Here is a 24413-nt window from a genome sequence, read left to right on the forward strand (position 1 = left end):
TATTATCACTTCAAACAATAAGTTTCTAATGATCTGATAATTTTTAAGGTCAAAAATTACGTCATTCTTATTGAAATAGCCCTTTCTCTTTAGCTATTCAAAATAGTTATTCTTGCATTGAAAATTCTAATTTAGAAAGTCTGTAAACGCCGTGTCATGTCTTAATTTTGCTCTATAATTAATTATAAAACGAAAACATATTATGACATTTGTAGGAAAAAAATTCCCAAATCTTAGTGTTAACGCAATGAACGACATGGGCGACACTTTTAAACTTAATGTATTAGAAGAAGCTCAAAAAAATAATAAAAAAGTGGTTCTTTTCTGGTACCCAAAAGATTTTACTTTTGTTTGCCCTACAGAATTACACGCTTTTCAAGCTGCTATTGGTGAATTCGAAAAAAGAAACACTATCGTAATCGGTGCTTCATGTGATACTCCAGAAGTACACTTCGCCTGGTTAAGTACTGAAAAGGACAATGGTGGTATTGAAGGTGTTACATACCCAATATTAGCAGATAGTAACCGTAACTTATCTAGTGTTTTAGGCATTTTAGATATTCAAAATGAAGTGTACGATGAAGAAACAGGTACAGTTCAAGTAGAAGGTGACAATGTTACTTACCGAGCTACTTATATTATTGACGAAGAAGGTGTTGTTCAACACGAAAGCATCAACAATATGCCTTTAGGCAGAAACGTTGGCGAGTATTTACGTTTAGTAGACGCTTTAACCCACGTACAGGAGAAAGGTGAAGTTTGCCCAGCAAACTGGGAAGAAGGTAAAGATGCCATGTCTGCAAATAGAGATGGTGTTGCTAGCTACCTTTCCGCACACGCAAACTAATAAAATTCTAAACGAACATGAAGCTCTTGGCTCCATGTTCGTTTTATTAATCCTTAGATAACTTCAATTATGTTATTAGAATTAGAACAAGATAATTTACAGGAAATCATAGATAACAATCCCAATGTTGTAGTACAGTACTCAGCAACTTGGTGTGGTAACTGTAGAATAATGAAGCCAAAATTTAAAAAAGAAGCTTCGCAAAATGAGAATATTACTTTTGTGTTGGCAGATGCAGAAAAATTTCCTGAATCTAGAAAACTGGCAGATGTAAGCAACTTACCTACTTTCGCTTCTTTCGAAAAAGGAAAAATTAAAAATCAGGTTCAGACAAATAAGTACGACCTATTAAAAGATTTGATCAGTGAGATTACCTCTAATTAAATTACTGACAGAGTTTATTGAAGAAAAAGATAGCGATTACATTCTAGAAACAATCGAAACTTTAGAAGCGTTAACAGAGTTACCTTCTTTAAAAGATGAAGAGCTTGATGTAATTGGCGAATTAATTTCTAATATGTACGGCGCCATAGAGGTTGCGAACAGCATAGAGCAAGGCACCCCAAAGAAAGATGCTATGAATCAATTTATGCAGCGAGTTTTAGGCTCTATAGACAAATAATACCTATTTAAAATATACAAAGTCCTTTCAATAATGAAAGGACTTTTTTTTATCATATTCCCGCTCATTTCAACTTTATATTTTATAATTTCACACTCTCAATTATAAAATGATAAAAGTTATGGCTTCGGTTACACTAAAAGGAAACGAAATACACACATTAGGAACTTTACCTGCAAACGGCGGAAAAGCTCCAGAATTTCAACTAACTAAGAATGACTTATCTACCGTAAAACTTTCAGATTACGAAGGTTCTAGAGTAGTATTAAATATATTCCCAAGTGTTGATACAGGCACTTGTGCACAGTCTGTACGTCAATTTAACAAAGAAGCTGCAGAACTTGACAACACCATAGTTTTATGTATCTCTAAAGATTTACCATTTGCACAAGCAAGATTTTGTGGCGCAGAAGGGATCGAAAATGTTGAAATGCTTTCTGATTTTAAAGATGGTAATTTCGGAAAAGGTTATAACGTAGCATTCTCTGACGGGCCATTAGCTCCATTACTTTCTAGAGCAGTTGTTGTTGTTGATGAAAAAGGTAATGTATTACATACAGAGCAGGTAGCAGAGACTACAGAAGAACCAAATTACAAAGCAGCTTTAGAGGCTTTAATGAACTAATAATAAAGGACACTCATGCCCAAAGAAACCTTTTTGGTAAATCGTATTAAAAGTGTGGGCTTTGCCCTTAAAGGCGCCTTCCTTTTAATACGAACCGAAGCTAGTATAAAAATTCAAGTGTTCATTGCCATAGTAATGACTGCCGCTGGCTTCTACCATGATATTTCGAGTACAGAATGGATACTTCAAATATTTGCAATTGCAATTGTTTTAGGAATTGAAGGCATGAATACCGCTGTTGAAAAAATTGCAGATTATATTCAACCCGAATTTGATGTCAAAATCGGATTCATAAAAGATATTTCTGCAGGTGCTGTAATGCTAGTTTCAATAGCTTCTGCCATTGTCGGACTCATTATCTACCTACCCAAGATTCTATAGGTTAGTTCTTAGTTTTCACGTAGCTCATCGTAAATTTGTAATTTAGCATCAGAATTAAGTTTTAATGGCAAAAAAGGCAACTAAATCAAAGCCGAAACCTACTAAAAAGCGAACACCGTTTAAATTATCCAAACAGAATAAAATCATTTTGGGTAGTTTATTGATGCTCTTTAGTATTGCATTGTTCTTTTCATTTATTTCATTTTACTTTAACTGGCAAGATGATCAAAGTCTATTGTCTGAATTTAAAGACCGCAATGAGCTTGCAAAAAACTTACTGAACAAATTCGGAGCAAGCATTAGCCACTTTTTTATGTATAAGGGCTTTGGTGTAGCTTCATTAATTATTCCGTTTCTAATATGTATTACAGGTATTTACCTCTTTTTGGGTCTACCTTTAAAAGCATTGTTCAAAAAATGGATTTGGGGTCTATTATTCATTATTTGGATTTCTATTACCCTAGGTTTCTTTGCAACCACAAGCCCACTCTTAGGCGGATTGGTTGGTTTTGAAATGAACGATTTCTTACAAGATTACGCCGGTAAAATTGGCGTATTACTTTTATTGGTATTCGGACTCATATTTATTCTAGTTCGATTATTTGAAGTTACACCTGAAGGTATTTCATCATTCTTTAATTCTAGAAAAGAAGCTATTTCTACTGAATTTAAAGCCAACCAAGAACGCAAGGCAACTAAAAAGAAAGAACAAAAAAAGCAAGAAGATATTCTTACCACTTCATTAAAAGAAGAAGAAGCTCCAGTTATTTTAGACACCTATACCCATAAGGCAGAAATTCCTCATTTAGAAAAAGAAGAAAAAGCTAACAATTTTGAAGTAACTATACCAGAACCTGAGTCAGAAGAAACATTAGCAATGGAGGTTGAATCGGTTGTTGAAGAACCCGAAGAAATTGATATTCTTGCCAATAAACTTGTAGATGATTTTGGGGAGTTCGACCCTACCCTAGAATTAGGCAACTACAAATTCCCTACACTTGATCTTTTAGATTCTCATGGGGCTACAGGTGGCATTACCATCAACCAAGAAGAATTAGAGGAAAACAAGAATAAAATTGTTGAAACTCTAAAAAATTATAAAATCGGAATTGCCCAAATTAAGGCAACCATTGGCCCCACAGTAACATTATACGAAATAGTACCAGAAGCAGGTGTAAGAATATCGAAGATTAAAAATCTTGAAGATGATATTGCACTATCATTAGCGGCTTTGGGTATTCGTATCATTGCCCCTATTCCTGGTAAAGGAACTATTGGTATTGAAGTACCAAACAAGAACTCTTCGATTGTTTCTATGCGTTCTGTAATTGCCTCTAGCAAATTTCAAAAGGCAGAAATGGAGTTACCAATTGCATTTGGTAAGACCATTAGTAACGAAACCTTTGTGGTAGATTTAGCCAAAATGCCTCACCTATTAATGGCAGGTGCAACCGGCCAAGGTAAATCGGTAGGTTTAAATGCAGTACTTACTTCGTTATTATATAAAAAGCATCCGGCAGAGGTAAAATTCATTTTGGTCGATCCAAAGAAAGTTGAACTTACGCTTTACAATAAAATTGAACGTCATTTCTTAGCTAAACTTCCAGATTCTGAAGAAGCTATTATCACAGACAACACAAAAGTAATTCACACCCTAAATTCTCTTTGTATTGAAATGGATAATAGATACGAGCTGTTGAAATTAGCGATGGTTCGTAACCTTAAAGAATACAACACGAAGTTTAAGGCTAGAAAACTGAATCCGAATGACGGACACAAATTCTTACCATACATAGTTCTAGTTATTGATGAGTTTGCCGATTTGATTATGACAGCCGGTAAAGAGGTAGAAACGCCCGTAGCTAGACTTGCACAATTGGCGAGAGCAATTGGTATACATTTAATCATTGCGACACAAAGACCTTCTGTAAACGTTATTACAGGTATCATCAAAGCAAACTTCCCTGCAAGGTTAGCATTTAGAGTAACTTCTAAAATAGATTCAAGAACCATTTTAGATACTGCAGGTGCAGATCAATTAATTGGTAGAGGAGATATGTTATTTACACAAGGTAACGATGTCACCCGTATTCAATGTGCATTTGTTGATACTCCTGAGGTTGCTAAAATAACGGAATTCATTGGTAGTCAGCGTGCTTACCCAGAAGCACATGAACTACCAGAGTATGTTGGCGAAGATTCTGGCACAAGTCTTGATAATAATGTATCTGAAAGGGATGCAAAGTTCAGAGAAGCTGCTGAAGTTATCGTAATCGCCCAACAAGGTTCTGCCTCATTAATTCAACGTAAATTGAAACTAGGGTATAATAGAGCCGGAAGGATTATTGATCAACTAGAAGCAGCGGGAATTGTTGGTCCGTTTGAAGGTAGCAAAGCAAGACAGGTTTACGTAGCCGACATGATTGCCCTTCAACAAATATTAGATAATGAATAATATCATAAAAAAGATGAAGAAAATTATTATTGTATTTACGATTATACTTACAGCAACTTTTGCAAATGCACAAGGTTCTGATAAAGCCAAAAGTTTGTTAGATGAAGTATACAAGAAGGTTCAGAGTTATGACAATATCTTTGTGGACTTCAAATTCGATTTAAAAAATGCCGAAGCAGGCATCAATCAAGAAACTAGAGGCGATGTTACCCTTGCAGGCAATAAATACATGTTCAATTACTTAGGTTCTCAACAAATTTTTGACGGTAACAAAGTATACACCATCGTACCAGAAAATGAAGAGGTTACAATCGAAGATAAATCTGAGGATGAAAATGCAATGACCCCTTCTAAAATGTTGACCTTTTACAAAGAAGGACATAACTATGCTTGGGATATTCTACAGGATATTCAAGGAAGAAAAATACAATATGTAAAATTGACTCCTATTGATTCTGACAACGAAATAAAATCAAGATTATTAGGTATTGATATGGGCACAAAGCACATTTACAACTTAATTGAAACAGGTAAGAACGGTACAAAAACAACGATCACTGTTAATTCTTTTAAAACAGACCAAACTTTGTCCAAAACCTTATTTACTTTTGATGAAGCTAAATATAAGGATGAAGGTTATTTCATTCTAAGAAATTAGAACTATTGAGAATACTAGACCGATATATCCTATCAAGGTTCGTTTTTAATTTTGTCAGTTCGTTTGTAATATTGATGTTTATCTTCATATTTCAAACGATTTGGCTTTTTATTGATGATCTGGCGGGTAAAGGTTTAGATATTGTCATTATCGGTAAGTTCTTGTTTTATTTAATGCCAGATCTTACTGAAAAAGTACTCCCACTTACCGTACTTTTATCTTCCATTTTAACCTTTGGCTCTATTGCAGAAAATTATGAATTCGCTGCAATGAAGGCATCTGGTATTTCTCTGCAGCGTTCTATGTTGAGTTTAATCATATTTGTGACCATTTTAGGCGGAGTTACTTTTTTCTTTGCTAACAACGTTATTCCCCTATCACAACGAAAAATATACAACCTCCGCAGAAATATTGCCAAAGTAAAACCTGCAGCAGTAGTCTCTGAAGGCGTTTTTAGTGATTTTGAAGGAATGAATATTAAGGTGGATGAAAAATATGGTGATAATGATCGTTTTCTTAAAAACGTAATCATCCATAGAAAGTCTGCAAACAATCTGAACACTACCGTCATCAAATCTAAATCGGGCGAATTAATAAGTAGCGCAGACTCTGACGTTATCCAACTGGTATTAACAGACGGTCATTACTATGAAGACATCACTTCGAAAAGTAATGATAACAAAATGAAATTTCCTTTTGCTCAGGCAGATTTCGATACCTACACAATGAATATCGAAATTCCTGAAATTAATAATGATGATTTAGAAGAAGAGCGCGATATCAGTACTGATAAAATGAAGAATATATCGCGGCTTTCAAAAGATATCGATTCTTTACGTGGCGATAACTACCGTATTGTTCGTGCATTTTCTAAAAACATAGAAGGCAGAACTGGTATGTTTTCTCCTTTGGTTGCCAATAAAAATGATTCGACCAAAACGGATATGATCCGTAAAAAAGATTCTGCTTTAAATGCGAAGGCCAGTATAGCTATGAAAAATATAGCGCTGCAAGATTCTATAAACGATAATTTTCTTGTCCTTTTTCCAGACTGGCAACAGATTCAGATATTAAGTAGTGCAAAAAATGCCACGACTAGTATTTTAGGTACTGTAAGTGGTAAAAAAGAAGAAATGCAGAAGAGATATAAAATCTACAATATGCACATTCTTTCGCTTCATAATAAATATGCATTAGCGTTCTCATGTATCATTCTATTCTTTGTAGGCGCTCCATTAGGTGCTATTATTAGAAAAGGAGGATTAGGGTTACCTATGGTAATTGCCATAGTACTTTTCCTAATTTATTATTTCATAGGAGTTTTTGCAGGCAACTATGCAAAAGAAGGTAATATACACCCAATGTTAGGTGCATGGTTAGCAACGCTGATTATGCTGCCCCTAGGTGTTGTATTAACCAAAAGAGCAACAGAAGATAAAGGATTGATGGATTTCGGATTTATAGCCGATTTCTTTAAAAAATTATTTAAGAAAAAAGATAAAGCTGATTCTTAACCATGACAGATCTTAGTACAATACAATTGAATAGTATAGAAGAAGCGATTGAAGATATTCGCGCCGGTAAAGTAATTATCGTTGTTGATGATGAAAATCGTGAAAATGAAGGAGATTTTTTGGCAGCCGCTGAACTTGCTACACCTGAGACGGTCAATTTTATGGCAACTCACGGTAGAGGTCTTATTTGCGCTCCATTAACTGAAGGTCGTTGTAAAGACCTAGGCTTACATATGATGGTAAGTACCAATACCGACCCTTTAGAAACTGCATTTACCGTATCTGTAGATTTAAGAGGAAAAGGAGTTACCACAGGTATTTCTGCCGGTGATAGGTCTAAAACTGTTATAGCATTAACCGAGAGTGACACCAAACCCCATGATTTAGCGAGACCGGGACATATATTTCCATTAGTAGCTAAAGAAGGTGGAGTCTTAAGAAGAACAGGTCACACAGAAGCCGCCATTGATTTTGCACGATTAGCAGGATTACAGCCTGCAGGAATCATTGTAGAGATCATGAATGAAGATGGTACCATGGCTCGCCTACCCCAATTGGTAGAAGTTGCCAAAAAATTCGATCTTAAAATTGTCTCAATCGAGTCTCTTGTTGCCTATAGAATGGAACACGATAGCTTAATAGACAAAGAAGTTGATTTTGATATTACCACTCGTTTTGGTGAATTTAGATTACGAGCTTATAAGCAAACTACAAACAACCATATCCATATTGCATTAACTAAAGGTTCTTGGTCTTCGGATGAAAAAATCTTAACCAGAATCAACTCTACCCTTATCAACAATGATATTTTAGGAACGTTGACACATAACCCTGACGAAAAACTCGAGGATATGTTCAATAAAATCAACGAAGAAGGTAAAGGAGCAATTGTTTTCATTAATCAAGATTCAGAATCACTAAATCTACTTTCAAGATTAAAAGAGTTGAAAGAATTGCAAAAACAGGGCGTTCACAAAGCACCTAAAATAGAAATGGATAATCGTGACTTCGGAATTGGAGCTCAAATACTACACGATTTAGGTATTCACAAAATGAAACTAATGACCAACAGTAACCAAGCGAAACGCGTAGGTATTGTCGGATACGGATTAGAAATTTTAGAATATGTGAAGTATTAATGTTTTAAACAAACTTTTCTAATACCTCTTTCATTTTAGTAGCTCGTTCAACAACCTGTTCATCTGTCCAGCTTAGTTTTACAAGACATGAGATGGTTCTACCAATCCACGCATCAGATTTTGAGAAGTCTGATTGTGAATAGTCAGGTAACTGATTCACAACTTCTTGCGGCAACTTACCTAAAGATCTTTTATGGGTTAAATGCTCCCATTTTTTGTAGTAATGCCAGTTATTATCAAACCAATAAAAACACGAATCAACACCAGCCTCACCTAAAGCTGTATGTGCTTTTTTAGCTAATTCTGTAGTTGGCAAAAAGATAGAGATAAACGAAAAATTCTCCACCCCCCCTTTTGGTACTTTTCTAAATGTAATATTAGAAAGCGGTGATAAGGCATTTCTTAAAACAGTATAATTTTTCTTTTGAATGGATAAGAAATCATCCAATCGCTCAATTTGCGCACAACCCACAGCTGCATGTAATTCTGATATTCTAAAATTATATCCTAAAAACGGATGTGTTTCCGTTCCGCGATTATTACCTACATGATCATGACCATGATCGGAGTAGTGATCGGCATTTATTTTATATTGTTCGTTGTTGGTAATGATTGCTCCGCCCTCGCCACAAGTAATGGTTTTTACATAATCGAACGAAAAACAGCCGATATCACCATAACTACCCAACGGCTTATCATCATAACTACCTCCTATTGCCTGGCAGGCATCTTCTAACAGCAATAAATTATGTTTATCACAAATAGTCTTCAATGCGCCCAGGTCTGCCATAGAACCGCACATATGAACCGGCATGACTACTTTAGTTTTATCGGTAATAGCATTTTCAACTGATTTAGGACTTAAGGTTAAAGTTTCATCAACATCAACAAGAATGGGTATGGCACCAATAGCCAAAATAGATTCAAAACTTGCAACAAATGTAAAAGTTGGCATAATCACCTCGTCACCTGCACCAACACCTGCACTTGCAAGCGCAACCGTTAAAGCAGCAGTACCACTACTTACCAATTGTGCATACTTAGATTCCATGCGTTTAGATAAAGCAGCCTCAAGCTCTAATGCTTTCCAATGATTATTTCGCATGCCGTCAAAGCCGTAACGCATTAAAACACCTGAATCTAAAACATCTTGAACTTGACTTTTCTCACTCTCTCCAAACAACTCGAAACCTGGCATGCTATCGTATTTTATATTGTATTACAAATTTTGGTTAAATTATTGGTAAAACCAAAGTTTTACGGCTAGTATCGATACCATAAATATCAAGAACTTTTTCACGAAGCCATCACCCATATTTACGGACACCCTGCTTGCCACCCACGCACCGCTACCATTACCAATAGCCAGTATTAAACCAATTTTCCAATTTACTTGATCGTTCCAGGCAAATACAATCAATGCGGAAACCATATACATAAAAACAACAGCAACTTTGGTCGCATTAGAACGTACTAAGGTCATTCTATTTACATAGTGCAAAAATAGTATGATTATAAAGCCAAGTCCCGCATTAATGAATCCGCCATAAATTCCGAAAAAGAAAAATGATATAATACCAAGCCACAAATATTTACCGGTAAGCCGCTCTTGAATCTCTTTCATTCCAATTTTAGGTCCGAACGCTACTATTAGTACCACACAAATCATAACAATGGCGAGAATTCTATTAAAAAGTGCCCCACTGATATCAACCGCTAATCGAGCTCCGAGAATAGAACCGAAAAAAGCAGCACATCCTAAGTATATGTTAAAAGGGAATGTAGAAACGCCTTTACTTTTAAACCCCGCGGTAGCTATAGCAGTTTGAAAAATTACCGCTACCCTATTTGTACCGTTTGCTAATGTAGAAGGTAACCCCAGAAATATCAATATAGGTAATGAAAGAAGAGAGCCACCGCCAGCAATTGTATTGATAAAACCAACAACAAAACCAACAAGAATCAATAAAGGGTAGGCGTACCATTCTTCCATACAAAAAGCGCTATATACTCAAATAAAATAGCAATAAAAGTTATTAAAGATCAACTAATCATACACCTACCTAAACCCTTGGTAACCAAAAGATTTCATCTGACCAAAAACATCAGAAACTGTTTTCACAGGTAGTTTACAGGTATTATTCTGACATACATAAATAAAGGTTTCGTCTTCATCAAAACGATCTTTAAAAAGGGAAATATCACTCTCAACAGTAGAGCCGACGATAATTGAATTGACTATGTAGGCTCCACTCATTTCTAACAGAATACTTTTCGCATCGCTACCAACAACCACTATTTCATAAAAAGGATATGCTTGTTGCAAAAGCAAAGATCCCCAAGCGCCATAGCTTACAGCATGATTTTCAAAATCACTTGTAATCAATGCACCCATTACCTCTGCCTTTTTTAAATAATCTGTATTGTATTCTAAATGACCAATTCGTAAAAAATTCTGTGCCATAATAGCATTCGCAGATGGCACCACTCCGTCAGAAGTATTAATTATACTTGGCACCAAATCATTAGAAACATTATAATAGAACAACTCAGAATTACTCTTATATTTTTCTGAACCTATATTCATTAGCTCTTTTGAAGTCTGTAGATACGAGACATCTAAAGTAACTTCGTACAAAGCAAAAGCACTTTTGGCTAGAAAAGCATAATCTTCTAAGAATACCTCTTTCTGCTTACTATCTTTTGTATAAGAATGTACCAATTGAGCATCTTTATAATTGTACTCCTTTAAATAGTTAAATACAGACACGGCCTCAGTTAAATATTTTTCATCACCAAAAGCCTTGTACGCTTCTAAAAGTCCGTCAATTAAAAGAGCGTTCCAAGATGTCAAAATTTTAAAATCTTTGGTGGGCTTTTCTCTTTTTTGTCGTGCTTGATATAAAGTCGATTTCCAATTCTTCTTTTTCTTATCAAAGGCTTCTTCACTCAAATCGAACTCCTTTAAAAATTTATCTTTAGAAATGGTGTTGTTCAACACATAGTTTCCATCTTCCCAAACCTGACTATCCTCTATATTGAAATACTTAGAGAACAATTCAAAATCTTCACCTAACAACGTCTGCAGTTCTTCCTTCTTCCAAACATAATAGACTCCTTCTTCCCCGTTAGTATCAGCATCCATCGCGCTAAAATAACCTCCATCTTCATTTCTCATTTCAACCTTCAAAAACTTAAGGGTTTCCTCCACCTTAGTTTTGTACTCCTTATTTTCAGTCAACTTATAGGCTTTTGAAAGTAAATACACGAGTTGTGCATTATCATACAACATCTTTTCAAAATGAGGTACTTTCCATGTATTATCAGTACTGTATCTAAAAAAACCACCATCTACGTGATCATAAATTCCACCATGTATCACTTTATCCAACGTATTAATAACATGATTTTCAGCTTCGCTATCTTGTTGCAGCACGGCATAATCTAACAACATAGTCAAATTAGCAGGTAGTATAAATTTCTGTTGACCCAGGTTACCACCCCATTGTTTGTCCCAAAGAGTAGCCCATTCCGTAATTCCGTTTACAAACTTATCTGGTGTAATGGCATTTGCCAATTGTTTTGCTGGCTGATCATAAACCTCTTGAACGCCATCTGCCAACATGGTGGCATACTCCGTCATTTTCTCAGGGTTCTTTTTATATTCAGAACTGAATTTGATTAGAATATTCTTCCATTCTTCTTTCTCAAAATATGTACCCAAAAATACCGGACTCCCATTAGGCATAATAATAGCGTTCATAGGCCAACCACCCGTTCCGTTTACCAATTGCAATGCAGTTTGGTAGACCATATCAAGATCTGGCCGTTCTTCTCGGTCTACCTTAACACTAACAAACTTATCGTTCATCAGTTTGGCTACTTCGGTATCTTCAAAAGATTCCTCTTCCATAACATGGCACCAGTGGCAGGTAGAATACCCCACACTTAAAACCACTAGTTTATTTTCATCGGATGCTTTTTTAAAAACATCGTCTGACCAAGCGTTCCAATCTACAGGGTTATGTGCATGTTGTAATAAGTACGGACTGGTTTCATGTATAAGATCATTGGTGAATTCATGACTGTCAATTGCTGCATCATTACTTATATTCTTATTTTGATTTTTACAAGAACTTAAAATAAGCACACCAATAAAAACAAAAAACAAGCTATTAAATTTCATAAGTCTAAAATCTGAATATCAAAGATATATTTAATTTTTACGAATTACCGAAGAGATATATTTGAACAAAATTTAAACTGAAAAATAAGCAATACTATCTCATACATAAGTCATTCTAGAAAATAACTTTTTGAATACTATATACATGATTAAACACTAATTTTACCGATTAGAATATACCAAACTGAAACCTTTTAGGTTATAGTAGAAATCTTAATGTAGGCAATACAAGATGTTTAATAAAAAATATACACTTTTAGGAGAAACCATTCAGAAAGGCAAAGGTGCCCAATTGAATTTAGATATCGCAAAACTACATACCAGAACCAAAATTGAAGTGCCGGTAATTGTACAGCGCGGTAAAAAAGATGGTCCTACCCTACTCATTACAGGTGGTATTCACGGTAATGAAATTAACGGTGTAGAAATAGTTAGACAAATTGTTTCCAAAAAGTTCAACCGTCCAGAATGCGGTATGGTTATTTGTATTCCGGTGGTAAACATATTCGGATTCCTGAACCAGGCACGTCAATTTCCTGACGGTCGAGATTTAAACAGAGTTTTTCCTGGTACCTTAAGAGGATCATTAGCAAGCCGCTTTGCCTATCATTTAGTGAAAGACATTGCGCCGGTTATAGATTACTGTATAGATTACCATACAGGCGCTGATAGTCGTTTTAACGCTCCACAAATTAGAATTGATAGTGATGATGTTGACGGGTTAGCGTTAGCTAAAGTATTCGGTGCAGAATTCATTGTAAAATCTGCCGGAAGAGAAAAATCGTTTCGAGAAACATTGCATCAACTTGATAAAAAGGTACTGTTATACGAAGGCGGAAAATCGCTTCATATTGATAGTGAAATAACCGATACTGGTATTGTTGGCGCACTGCGGATGATGCATCATCTAGGTATGCGAAATTTCGAAGAAGAACTTTCTCATTATGCATTAAAAGAAACCGTTCCTAAATTGGTTCATGCCTCTAAATGGGTTCGAGCAAAACATTCGGGTATGTTTCACCCAACAATCAAAATCGGACAAGCAGTAAAAAAAGGAGAAGAAATAGGAAGCATTTCTGGCCCGTTCGGTTATTTTGAAAAGAAAATAAAAGCAAAAGAAACCGGATATGTAATTTGCATTAACGAATCTCCGATTGTGAATCAAGGTGATGCAATTTTTCACATTGCTTACGATATTGAATAGACATCAAACGCTTTTTGAATTTTCAAAAACCAAAGACTTAAAAGTTAAAGATCATCTGTAATTAAAATCTGCTATCTTACTGACTGAAGGATCATTAACCGCTCAACAAAAACCTGGGCTACTAGCTCAAAAATTGAGGTAACTAAAGATAAAACATCACCATTTTTCAACTAAAGAAAGACCATAATTTACAGATTTTTTAATCGGTAATCGCCATTTTCAAAAAATCACTTTCAGACACGTTATTTATCAAATTTTCAGCACTTTACAACAAAATAAAAGCACTTTTTAATACATTAAATTGCATAATTTAAAGTTAAAGATCCTCTCAAGTTGAAATCTTTTAAAACATTGATTACATTAGTGTTAAGCGTATTTTTAAACTCCGTTTTTGCATGACTGAAATAGAAAAAACATTAGATAATAAAAGTGTGCGCCCCACTGCTATGCGTATACTTATTTACAAATTCATGGCAGGCAAACAAAATGCCGTAGCACTTACCGATATTGAAAACGCTTTCGAAAAAGCGGAGCGTACAACGTTGTATAGAACTTTAAAAACATTTGAAGAAAAAGGCATTGTTCATCAGATAGATGATGGTACAAATATTTCCAAATTCGCACTATGTGAGCCCGGTTGTAATTGTGAGATTGATCAAGACTTACACCTGCATTTTCACTGTGGACAATGTGACAAAACCGTTTGCTTAACCGAACATAAAATTCCGCATATCAATTTACCCGCAGGCTATATTGCCGAAGATGCCAATTTGGTTATTAAAGGTATATGCGATTCGTGTAGCGACCATTAAATGCACTTCTGTTGCACGATCTCTTTTCAGACCTTGCAGGCATTATGAAAAAGAAGAAAATAGATTTACAGTCACTTACACAACCCCAAAGTTCATGTGGTCATTGCTGTGGTGACGAATATACGCACGAAGCACCACAACATACATCAAACTTTAAAATATATCTACCAGCAATTATCAGTTTTATCATACTGGTTATTGGTATGATGTTAGATTATTTTAAGGCATTACCATTCTTTAAAGGTTACGTACGATTGGCATGGTACATTATCGCATACATTCCCGTTGGCTTACCCGTATTAAAAGAAGGATGGAAAAGCATTAAAAAAGGGAATTTCTTTACCGAATTCTTTTTAATGGGTGTTGCTACTATCGGGGCTTTTGGTATTGGCGAATATCCAGAAGGTGTTGCAGTAATGGTGTTCTACGCAGTGGGTGAACTTTTTCAAAGTGCTGCGGTTAAGCGCGCTAAAGGCAACATTAAAGCTTTACTTGATCTACAACCAGATCAAGCCTTGGTTTTCCGTAATCATCAATTTATTTCTATATCTCCAGAAGAGGTTAATGTGGGAGAAAAAATACAAGTTAGAGTTGGCGAGAAAGTCCCGTTAGATGGTATATTACTCTCGGAAAAGGGATCATTCAATACCGCAGCCTTAACAGGAGAAAGCAAACCTGATGCCCTTAAAAAAGGAGATGCCATATACGGCGGAAGCATCAATTTAGACGGAGTAATTGAAATTGAAACCACAAAGGTTTTCAAAGACAGTTCTATTGCTCGTATTCTAGATATGGTACAAAACGCCACCGCTAGAAAATCAAAGACAGAACTCTTTATTAGAAAATTCGCAAAAATTTACACCCCAATTGTCACCTACCTAGCTATTGCACTAACCTTTCTACCTTACTTTTTTGTCGAGAATTATGTTTTTCAAGATTGGCTGTATCGTGCATTAATATTCTTGGTTATTTCTTGTCCGTGTGCGTTGGTAATTTCTATTCCGTTAGGGTATTTTGGCGGATTAGGAGCAGCTTCACGTAACGGAATTCTATTTAAAGGCGCATCTTTTTTAGACACCATGACCAAAGTGAATACGGTGGTAATGGACAAAACAGGCACTATAACAAAAGGTGTTTTTAAGATCAAGGATCTTATTAAAGATCAGATCTTTACCGAAGACGAATTCATGAAGTACTTGATCGCCATTGAAGAACAATCTACACACCCTATTGCAAAGGCAATTTTGGAATACAAGGCAGGCGGAGACAAGTTTAAAGCTACGGATGTTATCGAAATTGCCGGTAAGGGATTACGAGGAACAATTAACCAAAAATCGGTCTTGGTCGGTAATAAGGCGTTGATGATCGCGAACCAAATTGAAGTGCCCGCAGCAATTGATAACATTGTAGAATCTATCGTAATGATGGCGATAGATGGAAAATTTACAGGTTATGTGACCGTAGCTGACGAATTAAAAGATGATGCATTCGAAGCCATTGCCAATATGCGTAAAGCAGGTATTAATAAAATTATCATGCTTTCTGGAGATAAGGATTCCATTACCCAACAAGTGGCGAAAGAATTAGGAATTGACTGGGCAAAAGGCGGATTATTACCTGAAGAAAAACTAGAAGAAGTAGAGAAACTTAAAAAACAATCGAATACCAAAATTGCTTTTGTAGGCGACGGAATTAACGATGCTCCTGTTCTTGCTATTAGTGATGTAGGCATTGCTATGGGCGGACTTGGTAGTGACGTCGCCATTGAAACTGCCGATGTTATTATACAAAACGATCAGCCTTCTAAGATTGCTACCACAATCAAAATCGGGAATTCTACACGAAAAATTGTATGGCAAAATATTGCCCTAGCTTTCGGAGTAAAATTTATTGTTTTAGCTATGGGTGCCGGCGGATTAGCTACTATGTGGGAAGCTGTTTTTGCCGATGTTGGTGTTGCGCTTTTAGCAATTTTGAATGCAGTGCGATTGCAGAGGATGCAATGGAAATAACCATCATTACGAACGTAGTGAAGTAATCTGTTTATTGGTAGCCGAGAACTCACTTGGTGTAGAAATTCGGCAGATTGCTTCGTTGCGAAAAAGCTCCTCGCAAAGACGACTTCAGTTTAAACCCAACGTGATTACGAACACAGTGAAGTAATCTATCTACTGCCGACCTAAAACTAAATTGGCTCAGAAATTCAACAGATTGCTTCGTCGCAAAAAGCTCCTCGCAATTCGTCTAATAACAATCTGTTTTTAGCTGACCGCTCTTTTCAAAAGCTTCAAAACTGATTGTTTGGTTGCCTTGCAATATTCTTTCTAACACATCAAGAACATCATGTTGCATAGCCAGTGATCCACAAATCATTATTGTGCCATTTTGGTTAATGGTTTTCAACACTAACTCTTTTTGCTCTAAAACGACATCTTGAACATATTGCTTTTCACCTTCCCGGGAGAATGAAGTAAATACATTGATACTTTCATGATTTGAGACTTCTTTTTCCAAAACGGAATTATAAATCTCCATAGAAGCCTTTTCACGTCCTCCCCAGAACATGGATATATTCTGAGTTGTATTTTCAGAAATCATTCCTAAGAATGGAGCTATACCGGTGCCATTTGAGATGAAAATTGATTTTTTTGCATTTTTCGAAAAATGGAAGTCTTCATTTCGGTCTATAGCAACTTTTATAGTTTCGCCAATTTTTAATCCGAAGAGGTAATTAGAACCTTTCCCTAACTCGTGTTTTTTAATGCTAAGTAAAATAGTATCGTCAATTCTGGCAATTGAATATTGACGAACGGTATCATCATCATTTGGAAATACTTCTAACAAATCTCCCGAAGTGAAATCAACTTTAGATTTTGGCAGTAGTTTTAACAAGAACGTATTATCGACATTCAAATCGGTTCGCTCCAAAACTTCAAACTCAACTTTCTTATACTTTTTCTTTTTTAAAAGTGGTCTTTCTACAGGAATTGTGAATCCGACTTTATTAGAGAATTGAATCATCCAAAGTTCAAAAGAATCGAAATCGGCTTTATTAATTTTAAACAATGGCAATTGCTGTTGAAAATTCTTTGCTGATGCTATTTGATCATCTATCTCAATAGCGAACTTACAATAATCTGGATAATCTAACGAACCAAAACCAATTACCGAAAAATCGATTTTGTTCGGTTGTTGTATCCTCGAAAACAACTCAGAAAATTTACGGGCATTTGTTGGTGGCTCACCTTCACCATAGGTAGAAGTAAATATAATAATGTTGGTCGCCTTTGCGTATTCAGTATAGTCATTAAGCTCTGATAAATAGACTTTCTTTCCAACCTTTGTTAATCCATTATAAAATCGCTGTGCAAAATCGAATGCCGTACCACTCTCCGACCCTACTAAGATTATATACTCACATTCATCTTTATCTGTTATTTGCGTTATCCGTTTTGCTTTCTTTCTACGCTTCAACGTCATTGCAAAACCTGAATACATAAAAAACAGAATAGAGGCACTTGCAAGCAACAATACAATTGACCAAATGACATTACCCTCACCCGTATGCAAAACCAAACTTAGCCTTGAAGCCAATGTTACAAATGGGTAATCTGCACTGCGCACTATAGCGCCCGTTTGCTGATTTACATCAACCTCTTTATTCTGTAAAGCAATAAGGTAATATTCTTCTGGATCACTAGAAAAAGGAAATTCTACCTGTCTAATATCTGACAAAGTAGTTTCCTTAAAAAATGGAACATCGGTAATATGTTCATACACTTTAGAGGATGTATCAAGAGCAAAATCTTGTTTCTCAGCAACATTATCCGGCAATAAATTAAACTTCTCGGCGGATAGGTAAACTCCGGTAGAAGCAAGAATTATAATAGGAATAAAGAACCATCTACTTAATAGTACATGGTATCGTAACTCAAAATAATCTTTCTGGACTTTCGAAAATAATTTTAAGAATCCGCCTTGGCGCTTAGCAAGCAGCACAAGCCCGGTAACTGCAATAATACATAAGAGTAAAGAAATAAGACCAACGAAAAATCTACCTATACTTTTTAGAAATAAAGAACGGTGTACGTTAGTCGCAAAAGTATACATGTACGGTCGTTCTTCAACCTCACCTAATTGTTCACCCGTAATAGGATTCACATATATGTCTAATGTTTCCATATCCATAGTCAAAACCGAAGCCTTTACGAATCCTGATGATTCTACTTCTAATTCTAAAACCTCATCATAAGAATTCTTTAATGCATCTATAGTAGTTACCAATGATACTTCTTCCCAATTTTCTACCGCATAGCCTTTTGCTTGGTGAGAAATGGGCTCTACCGCTAAAATGATTCCGGTCACAGAAGCCACTATCAAGAATAGTGAAGAAACCAGGGCAAGCGTAAGATGACTAAAGCGCCAAATAGAAATGGTCATAAATGGAAATGTAATTTTGTGATCTTATTATTTTAAAAATTCCAGAATGTCTGTACTAAGACATTCTGGAATTTATAATTGTGATTGTAAAAAATAAACGCACTAACTGTAAAACGTTATTACGAACATAATAAAGTAATCTGTTTATTTGTAGCCGAGAACTCATACACTACATAAATTTGACAGATTACTTCGTCGCAAAATGCTCCTCGCAAAGACGTCATTCTGATTCATGGTCACGCAAAACTCACATGCAACTATTATTCAGCAGATTGCTTCGTCTAGAAATGCTCTTCGCAAAAACAATAATTTAAAACAATTACTGAGGCAACATACGTACGTAACGAATGAAACCTTGACCCTCTACTTTAGTGGTCAAGTTTTCTGTGGTTAACGGAAACTGAATATCATCAGCATAATACCCTTGATCCTCTACAGAAGTTTCAAAACGAAGACTATACCCTTTATCTATTTTATCCGTAGGAATTTGTAAAACATTTAAAGCACGTTCTCCGCCACTGATAGTTTCACCAGAAATAGCATCTATATTCGGTCGATTTTTTCCGTAGAATTTCCACCATTCTGTAATTTCACTATACCATTCGCTGTCTTTACCTTGAACGTAAATCGTTTCTACATATTCATTATCGGCATCAACAATAGATACGATTAAATAAGCACCTTCACCTGAATAATTTGTTAATTGTATTAGACACTTTACAGGAGTCTTATCTACAGGATTGAATGCGGTCAATAAGGACCCGACCAATAGAATTGCCGGAATATATTTTAAAAAATTGTTCATGTATATAAAAATTTGTTCTCTATAAGAGATTTATAAATATGATTTAGGATTCTATTGCTTTAAGAAATTAAGAGACGTATTCTCTTTTTGCAACAATTCGTTTTCACTAGCCAAATCATATACCGTTTCTTCAAAATCAGTTGTACTCTTTGCATCCGCACCTTTAGCAAGTAAGAATTTAAGCAACTTATCATTCTCTGCTTTCATTGCCGCTACATGTAAAGCAGTTAAACCTTCATCGTTCTTAGCATTGACATCGATATTAAAATCGGACACTTTTTTCAATAACTCAAGGTTATTTTTCTTAGCAGCCACATGATATAACGTATTACCTTCACCTTGAACGGTATTGAATTTTAATCCTTTTGACTTCAATAAAGCTAACTTAGCATCAAAAGCCTTGGCGTTTCTTTTATTATACGAATCTGCCAAAAAGTAAGCAGCCGTATTACCGGCAGTATCTTGAGCATTGATATCCGCTCCCTTACTTATTAAAAACTCAACCACATCTGCCTTGTTACTATGAGTCGCTAGCATAAGTGCAGTTTCCCCACTCTTGTTGGCAGCATTGATATCCTTCACATTTTTGGCTAATAATTGAACTATAGAAAGCTGGTTTCTAGCAGCAGCGTTTAAAAACGGAGTATTCCCCTCTTCGTCTGCTTGGTTTACATCTGCACCAGCATTTAAGAAGAGCTCAATAATAGCAGCATCTTTAGTACCAAAAGCTAAACGGTGTAACGGTGTGCTCCCATTTTTCTCTACAATATTAGGTTCCAAACCAAGACCTTTTAAATAGGTATAGACGGGCAAGCCATTACTGAATCCGCGGCCACCTTGCGATGCGAACATAAAAGCATTACCTCCATTATCATTAAGTGACTTGTAATCAACTCCCTTTTTAATAAGAAGATTTAAAAAATCTATATTTCCTTTTTTAGAAGCGTAGTTGAAAATTCCGTTACCATCCTCATCGTTACTATCTAAAGACAAACCTTTATCTAAAAAGAAATTCAATTCTTTTTCTGTTTTAAGAGAAGGTGCAGCCAATAGTAAAACATTAGCACCATGTTCATTTTTCTCCTCCACTAAATTCACACCTTTCTTTTCAAAAGCATTATAAATTGCAGGGTTTGTAAGTCCGGCATTTACACCAAAAGCAAGCGGTGTATAACGGTGACTGTCCAAAGCCGTAACCGATGCACCATTATCTAATAAAAACTGAACCAACTCAGCATCGCCAGCATACGCTGCCCAGTGTAAATAAATACGACTATCATGAGTTTTCTTATCTACAGCGTTACCTTCAAGAGATAATAAATATTTAACTACCTCTGTATCTGCCTTACTGGTAATTGCCAAAGTAGTAGCATCAAAAGAATTGCTATCCATCTCAGCAGGGTCATTACCCTCAGCGATTTTTTGTTTTATGGTAGCAACATCTGGATTACTCTTCCAAAATTTACGATCTATCAACTCATTTTTCTGCTGTGCAATACCAGTGAAGCTTACAAACAATAGAGCGGTTAAGGCTATTTGTTTTACGGTTTTCATGTTCTTATTTTTTTACAAATGATTCAATTACTTCTTCTATCTCCCCTTTTTGATCATATTCATCATCAAAAAGATACTTATACAATACTTTATTATCTACTTTCTGTTCTAAAGAAAGGTCTTGATTACGACCATATACATCATCCCACTTGGTACGCACTAAAGCCCATTTATCTGTATTTGATTTCCACCAAGCAGCTGCTGCGGCACATTTACTATCATCAACTTTTACATACGTATTATATCCCTTTTCTTGAGCAAGAATAACATCTTCTTTACCATCTTCACGAATTACCTTAGTATTATCTTGGTCATGCAACCACCCATAATCCGTTACTTCATGACGGTTACCACGAACGGTTAAGTTGTAATCGCTTCTGGTAGTATACTCACGCCTAGCTAGTGGCGCATCTGCAGTATTTTCCCAATAACTTTTACCATCTACATGAACCCAAGTAGAAGAACCCTCGTACCGCGGACTATCATCTACTTGAAATACTTTTTGGGTCCATTGCCCTTTTACCTGATCAGCAGTCAGCTTCTTAAATGTCCAAGTATTATCAGCATTGTAGGAGTACAAATCTGTATTCTCAAACAACCAATCTTGTCTCCAGTGTTTTACAATATGCGGATCAGCAGGGTTACCTACTTGTAATAAATGTTGAATAGAGATTTTATCGTCCTCGTCTGTTATTAGTTCTGCCCACTCTAACCCTTTATCTACTTTGGTTTTAGATGGTTTATATAGCGAGTCTGTACTATAGTTAAAGGTTTCTGAGAAGTTAAAAGTTACTTCATAACAACCGCACATGCTTTTTATAGCCTCGCGGTCTTTCCTCATTTTATCTTTTTGTGAAAAGGCACTTACAGAAATAACCAGTGCTATGGCAATAGAAATGGGTGTTCTCATTAGATTATTATTTATTGTTTTCTGGTTCGATGACAAAAATAGTTATTTTTATTTATTCTAAATAAGAATTGTTTATATATTTGTCGAGTATTAAGAATAATTCTAAATAAGAATAATGCGATATAAGTTTGTTCCCTACTTACTGCTTATTACCTATCAACTGACACTTGCTCAAAGCCAGGTAGAAAATGCTAAAGACTCTATTTTATCGCAACAACTAGATGAAGTTATTGTTACCGCAACTAGAACCGAGCGTCAACTATCATCTCTTCCCCTACCCGCTACCTTGGTGGGCAAAAAGCAAATTATAAAATCTGGTACAGTTCGTTTAAATGAAATATTGAACGAGCAAACAGGTATAATAACCGTTGCTGATGAAAGCGGATTTCAAGGCGTACAAATACAAGGTATAGCATCAGACTATATCCTTATTCTAATAGATGGCGTACCTCTTGTTGGTAGAAGTGCAGGTAATTTTGATTTAAGCAGATTAACCGTAGGGAATATCAAACAGATTGAAGTCGTAAAAGGTCCGGCGAGCTCTTTATATGGTTCTGAGGCCTTAGGCGGTGTGATAAATATTATTACGGAAAAACCACAAACAGAAGCCTTAAGTGGTAATGCATCTTACAGAATAGGAAGTTTCACTCAACAGGATATTAATCTAGATTTGAAACAAGCATTTAAAAAGTTTCGTTATGGATTTTTCGCTAATAGATTTTCATCTAACGGGTATGATCTAAATGAAGATGTAGAAGGGCAAACCGTGAATCCGTTTACCAACTACACTTTAAATGGTCGTTTGTATTATGATTTCAACGATAAACTATCCCTATTCACCTCCGCACGTTTTTACGATCAAAACCAAGATGCAGGTTTTACACTAGACAGTATACAATATATAGGTGATACCAAAGAACGTGAATGGAATACTCACGCTAGATTAGACCATAAATGGACCCCAAATCTTACCATGGCCTACGAGCTTTATTATACAAATTATATGGCTACAGAATTATTGGCTGATCCTATTTCTACAGATGTATTGAGTGATAGTGATTTTAACCAAAAACTATTTCGCCCAGAGGTACGTGGCAGCTACACCTTTGCTTCTGAAAACGAAAATAATACTGGGTTACAAAACGGAACTTTAACTGCTGGTATGGGTTTACAATTAGATGAGCTAGACAGAACATATTTTGATGAAACAGTCAACTTCACCTCTCAATACCTTTATGCACAGTACGATTTTAATCCTATTGAAAAGTTGAATATTATAGCCGGTGCACGGTTTGATAATCACTCAGAATACAACAACCAGTTCAGCCCTAAATTGGCTTTGCGTTACCAATTAAATAACAATCTATCGATCAAGGGTTCTGTTGGCTACGGTTTTAAAGCACCCGATTTTAGGCAGCTGTATTTCGACTTTACCAATTCTGCCGTTGGGTACACCGTACTAGGCTATAATGTAGCTTTAGACAAACTACAAGAGTTAGTAGAACAAGAACAGATCCTTAGTGTATTGGTTACCGAAGATGAACTTGACAAACCTTTAGAAGCAGAAAGTTCTATCGGGTACAACCTAGGTTTTAATCTAAAGCACGGTCGTGGAAATACAGAGGTAAATTTCTTTAGAAACGATTTCAAAAACTTGATAGATACACGCATTATCGCCCGTAAAATAAATGGTCAAAATGTATTCAGTTACATGAATTTTGATGAAATATATACCACAGGCTTTGAAATCAATTCAAGCTACAAACTTACCAATGAACTGAACATTAGTGCCGGGTACCAATTGCTATATGCTTTTGACAAGCAGAAAAAACAAGATGTAGCAGATAATCAAGTATTTGTGCGGGATGCTGAAAGTGGGCAGTCGGTTGCACTAGCACAGTCAGACTATTTCGGCTTGGTGAATCGCTCTCGACACAATGCTAATTTTAAGGTGTATTATGATATACCGTCTGCCAGTACCAATGTAAATATGCGTGTACTGTATAGAAGTAAATATGCCCAGTATGACACCAATGGAAACGACCTCATAGATAATTATGATACCAGTTTTATAGATGGTTTCGTAACCTTAAATGCAGCGATAAGCAAAATATTTTATAAAAATCTCACATTACAGGTAGGTGCAAATAACCTTTTGGACTATACCGATAACAATATCCCGACAATGCCGGGAATTCAAGGATACCTAAAACTAAATTATCAATTCTAACCCACCTGACCACGCGCAGGTATTAATTACA

At 35.8% G+C, this 24413-nt stretch carries 20 protein-coding genes; 13 read left to right on the plus strand and 7 right to left on the minus strand.

From position 1 onward, the window contains the following. The first annotated feature begins 202 nt into the window (after positions 1–202). From Q4500_RS08760 to ribB, 9 genes are all read left to right on the plus strand, one after another. On the plus strand, positions 203–847 hold the full coding sequence (locus Q4500_RS08760; protein WP_303599317.1) for a peroxiredoxin: 645 nt from the start codon (positions 203–205) through the stop codon (positions 845–847). Between the two features lie 69 nt (positions 848–916). Beyond that, positions 917–1231 (plus strand): thioredoxin family protein, encoded by a 315-nt coding sequence (locus Q4500_RS08765; RefSeq protein ID WP_303599319.1) that lies wholly within the window; start codon positions 917–919, stop codon positions 1229–1231. Further along, the gene (locus tag Q4500_RS08770) at positions 1212–1469 is read left to right on the plus strand and encodes a hypothetical protein (protein WP_303599320.1); all 258 of its coding nucleotides are present in this window, start codon (positions 1212–1214) and stop codon (positions 1467–1469) included. The genes Q4500_RS08765 and Q4500_RS08770 overlap by 20 nt, the downstream gene beginning before the upstream one ends. 121 nt (positions 1470–1590) lie before the next feature. Then, positions 1591–2094, plus strand: a complete 504-nt coding sequence (gene tpx / locus Q4500_RS08775; RefSeq protein ID WP_303599321.1) for a thiol peroxidase — start codon at positions 1591–1593, stop codon at positions 2092–2094. 15 nt (positions 2095–2109) lie between these two features. After that, positions 2110–2475, plus strand: a complete 366-nt coding sequence (locus Q4500_RS08780; protein ID WP_303599322.1) for a diacylglycerol kinase — start codon at positions 2110–2112, stop codon at positions 2473–2475. 64 nt (positions 2476–2539) lie between these two features. Then, complete coding sequence (locus tag Q4500_RS08785; RefSeq protein ID WP_303599324.1) at positions 2540–4930, plus strand: DNA translocase FtsK; 2391 nt, start codon at positions 2540–2542, stop codon at positions 4928–4930. A gap of 13 nt (positions 4931–4943) precedes the next feature. Further along, positions 4944–5588 (plus strand): outer membrane lipoprotein carrier protein LolA, encoded by a 645-nt coding sequence (locus Q4500_RS08790; RefSeq protein ID WP_303599326.1) that lies wholly within the window; start codon positions 4944–4946, stop codon positions 5586–5588. A gap of 26 nt (positions 5589–5614) precedes the next feature. Beyond that, positions 5615–7102 (plus strand): LptF/LptG family permease, encoded by a 1488-nt coding sequence (locus tag Q4500_RS08795; protein WP_303599424.1) that lies wholly within the window; start codon positions 5615–5617, stop codon positions 7100–7102. Positions 7103–7104: 2 nt separating this feature from the next. Next, positions 7105–8241 (plus strand): 3,4-dihydroxy-2-butanone-4-phosphate synthase, encoded by a 1137-nt coding sequence (gene ribB, locus Q4500_RS08800; RefSeq protein WP_303599328.1) that lies wholly within the window; start codon positions 7105–7107, stop codon positions 8239–8241. A 4-nt stretch (positions 8242–8245) separates the two neighbouring features. Here ribB and Q4500_RS08805 read toward each other — a convergent pair whose 3' ends face one another. The 3 genes from Q4500_RS08805 to Q4500_RS08815 form a co-directional block, all read right to left on the minus strand. Continuing rightward, positions 8246–9439, minus strand: coding sequence for a DegT/DnrJ/EryC1/StrS aminotransferase family protein (locus Q4500_RS08805; protein ID WP_303599330.1), 1194 nt, complete (start codon positions 9437–9439; stop codon positions 8246–8248). A 39-nt stretch (positions 9440–9478) separates the two neighbouring features. Next, positions 9479–10234, minus strand: a complete 756-nt coding sequence (locus Q4500_RS08810) for a sulfite exporter TauE/SafE family protein (RefSeq protein ID WP_303599331.1) — start codon at positions 10232–10234, stop codon at positions 9479–9481. A 66-nt stretch (positions 10235–10300) separates the two neighbouring features. Next, positions 10301–12427 (minus strand): thioredoxin domain-containing protein, encoded by a 2127-nt coding sequence (locus Q4500_RS08815; RefSeq protein WP_303599332.1) that lies wholly within the window; start codon positions 12425–12427, stop codon positions 10301–10303. A gap of 232 nt (positions 12428–12659) precedes the next feature. Between Q4500_RS08815 and Q4500_RS08820 the strand changes: the two genes are divergently transcribed. From Q4500_RS08820 to Q4500_RS08830, 3 genes are all read left to right on the plus strand, one after another. Then, positions 12660–13631, plus strand: a complete 972-nt coding sequence (locus Q4500_RS08820) for a succinylglutamate desuccinylase/aspartoacylase family protein (protein ID WP_303599333.1) — start codon at positions 12660–12662, stop codon at positions 13629–13631. Between the two features lie 395 nt (positions 13632–14026). Continuing rightward, positions 14027–14443: a Fur family transcriptional regulator gene (locus tag Q4500_RS08825; RefSeq protein ID WP_303599334.1), complete on the plus strand. Its 417-nt coding sequence runs from the start codon at positions 14027–14029 to the stop codon at positions 14441–14443. Positions 14444–14487: 44 nt separating this feature from the next. Continuing rightward, positions 14488–16455 (plus strand): heavy metal translocating P-type ATPase, encoded by a 1968-nt coding sequence (locus tag Q4500_RS08830; protein ID WP_303599335.1) that lies wholly within the window; start codon positions 14488–14490, stop codon positions 16453–16455. Positions 16456–16687: 232 nt separating this feature from the next. On the opposite strand, the gene Q4500_RS08835 is transcribed toward Q4500_RS08830, so the two are convergent. The 4 genes from Q4500_RS08835 to Q4500_RS08850 all read right to left on the minus strand — a co-directional run bounded on the left by Q4500_RS08835 (position 16688) and on the right by Q4500_RS08850 (position 22152). After that, positions 16688–18883 (minus strand): PepSY domain-containing protein, encoded by a 2196-nt coding sequence (locus Q4500_RS08835; protein WP_303599336.1) that lies wholly within the window; start codon positions 18881–18883, stop codon positions 16688–16690. A gap of 319 nt (positions 18884–19202) precedes the next feature. Next, entirely contained in the window at positions 19203–19688 is a 486-nt protein-coding gene (locus tag Q4500_RS08840; protein WP_303599337.1) for a DUF2271 domain-containing protein, read from the minus strand. Between the two features lie 51 nt (positions 19689–19739). Continuing rightward, the gene (locus Q4500_RS08845; protein ID WP_303599338.1) at positions 19740–21242 is read right to left on the minus strand and encodes an ankyrin repeat domain-containing protein; all 1503 of its coding nucleotides are present in this window, start codon (positions 21240–21242) and stop codon (positions 19740–19742) included. A 4-nt stretch (positions 21243–21246) separates the two neighbouring features. Beyond that, entirely contained in the window at positions 21247–22152 is a 906-nt protein-coding gene (locus tag Q4500_RS08850; protein WP_303599339.1) for a DUF6607 family protein, read from the minus strand. A gap of 115 nt (positions 22153–22267) precedes the next feature. On the opposite strand from Q4500_RS08850, the gene Q4500_RS08855 reads away from it, so the two are divergent. After that, entirely contained in the window at positions 22268–24382 is a 2115-nt protein-coding gene (locus tag Q4500_RS08855) for a TonB-dependent siderophore receptor (protein WP_303599340.1), read from the plus strand. Positions 24383–24413 lie beyond the last annotated feature (31 nt).

This window comes from Maribacter sp. 1_MG-2023 (assembly GCF_030547005.1).
Classification (GTDB): Bacteria; Bacteroidota; Bacteroidia; order Flavobacteriales; family Flavobacteriaceae; genus Maribacter.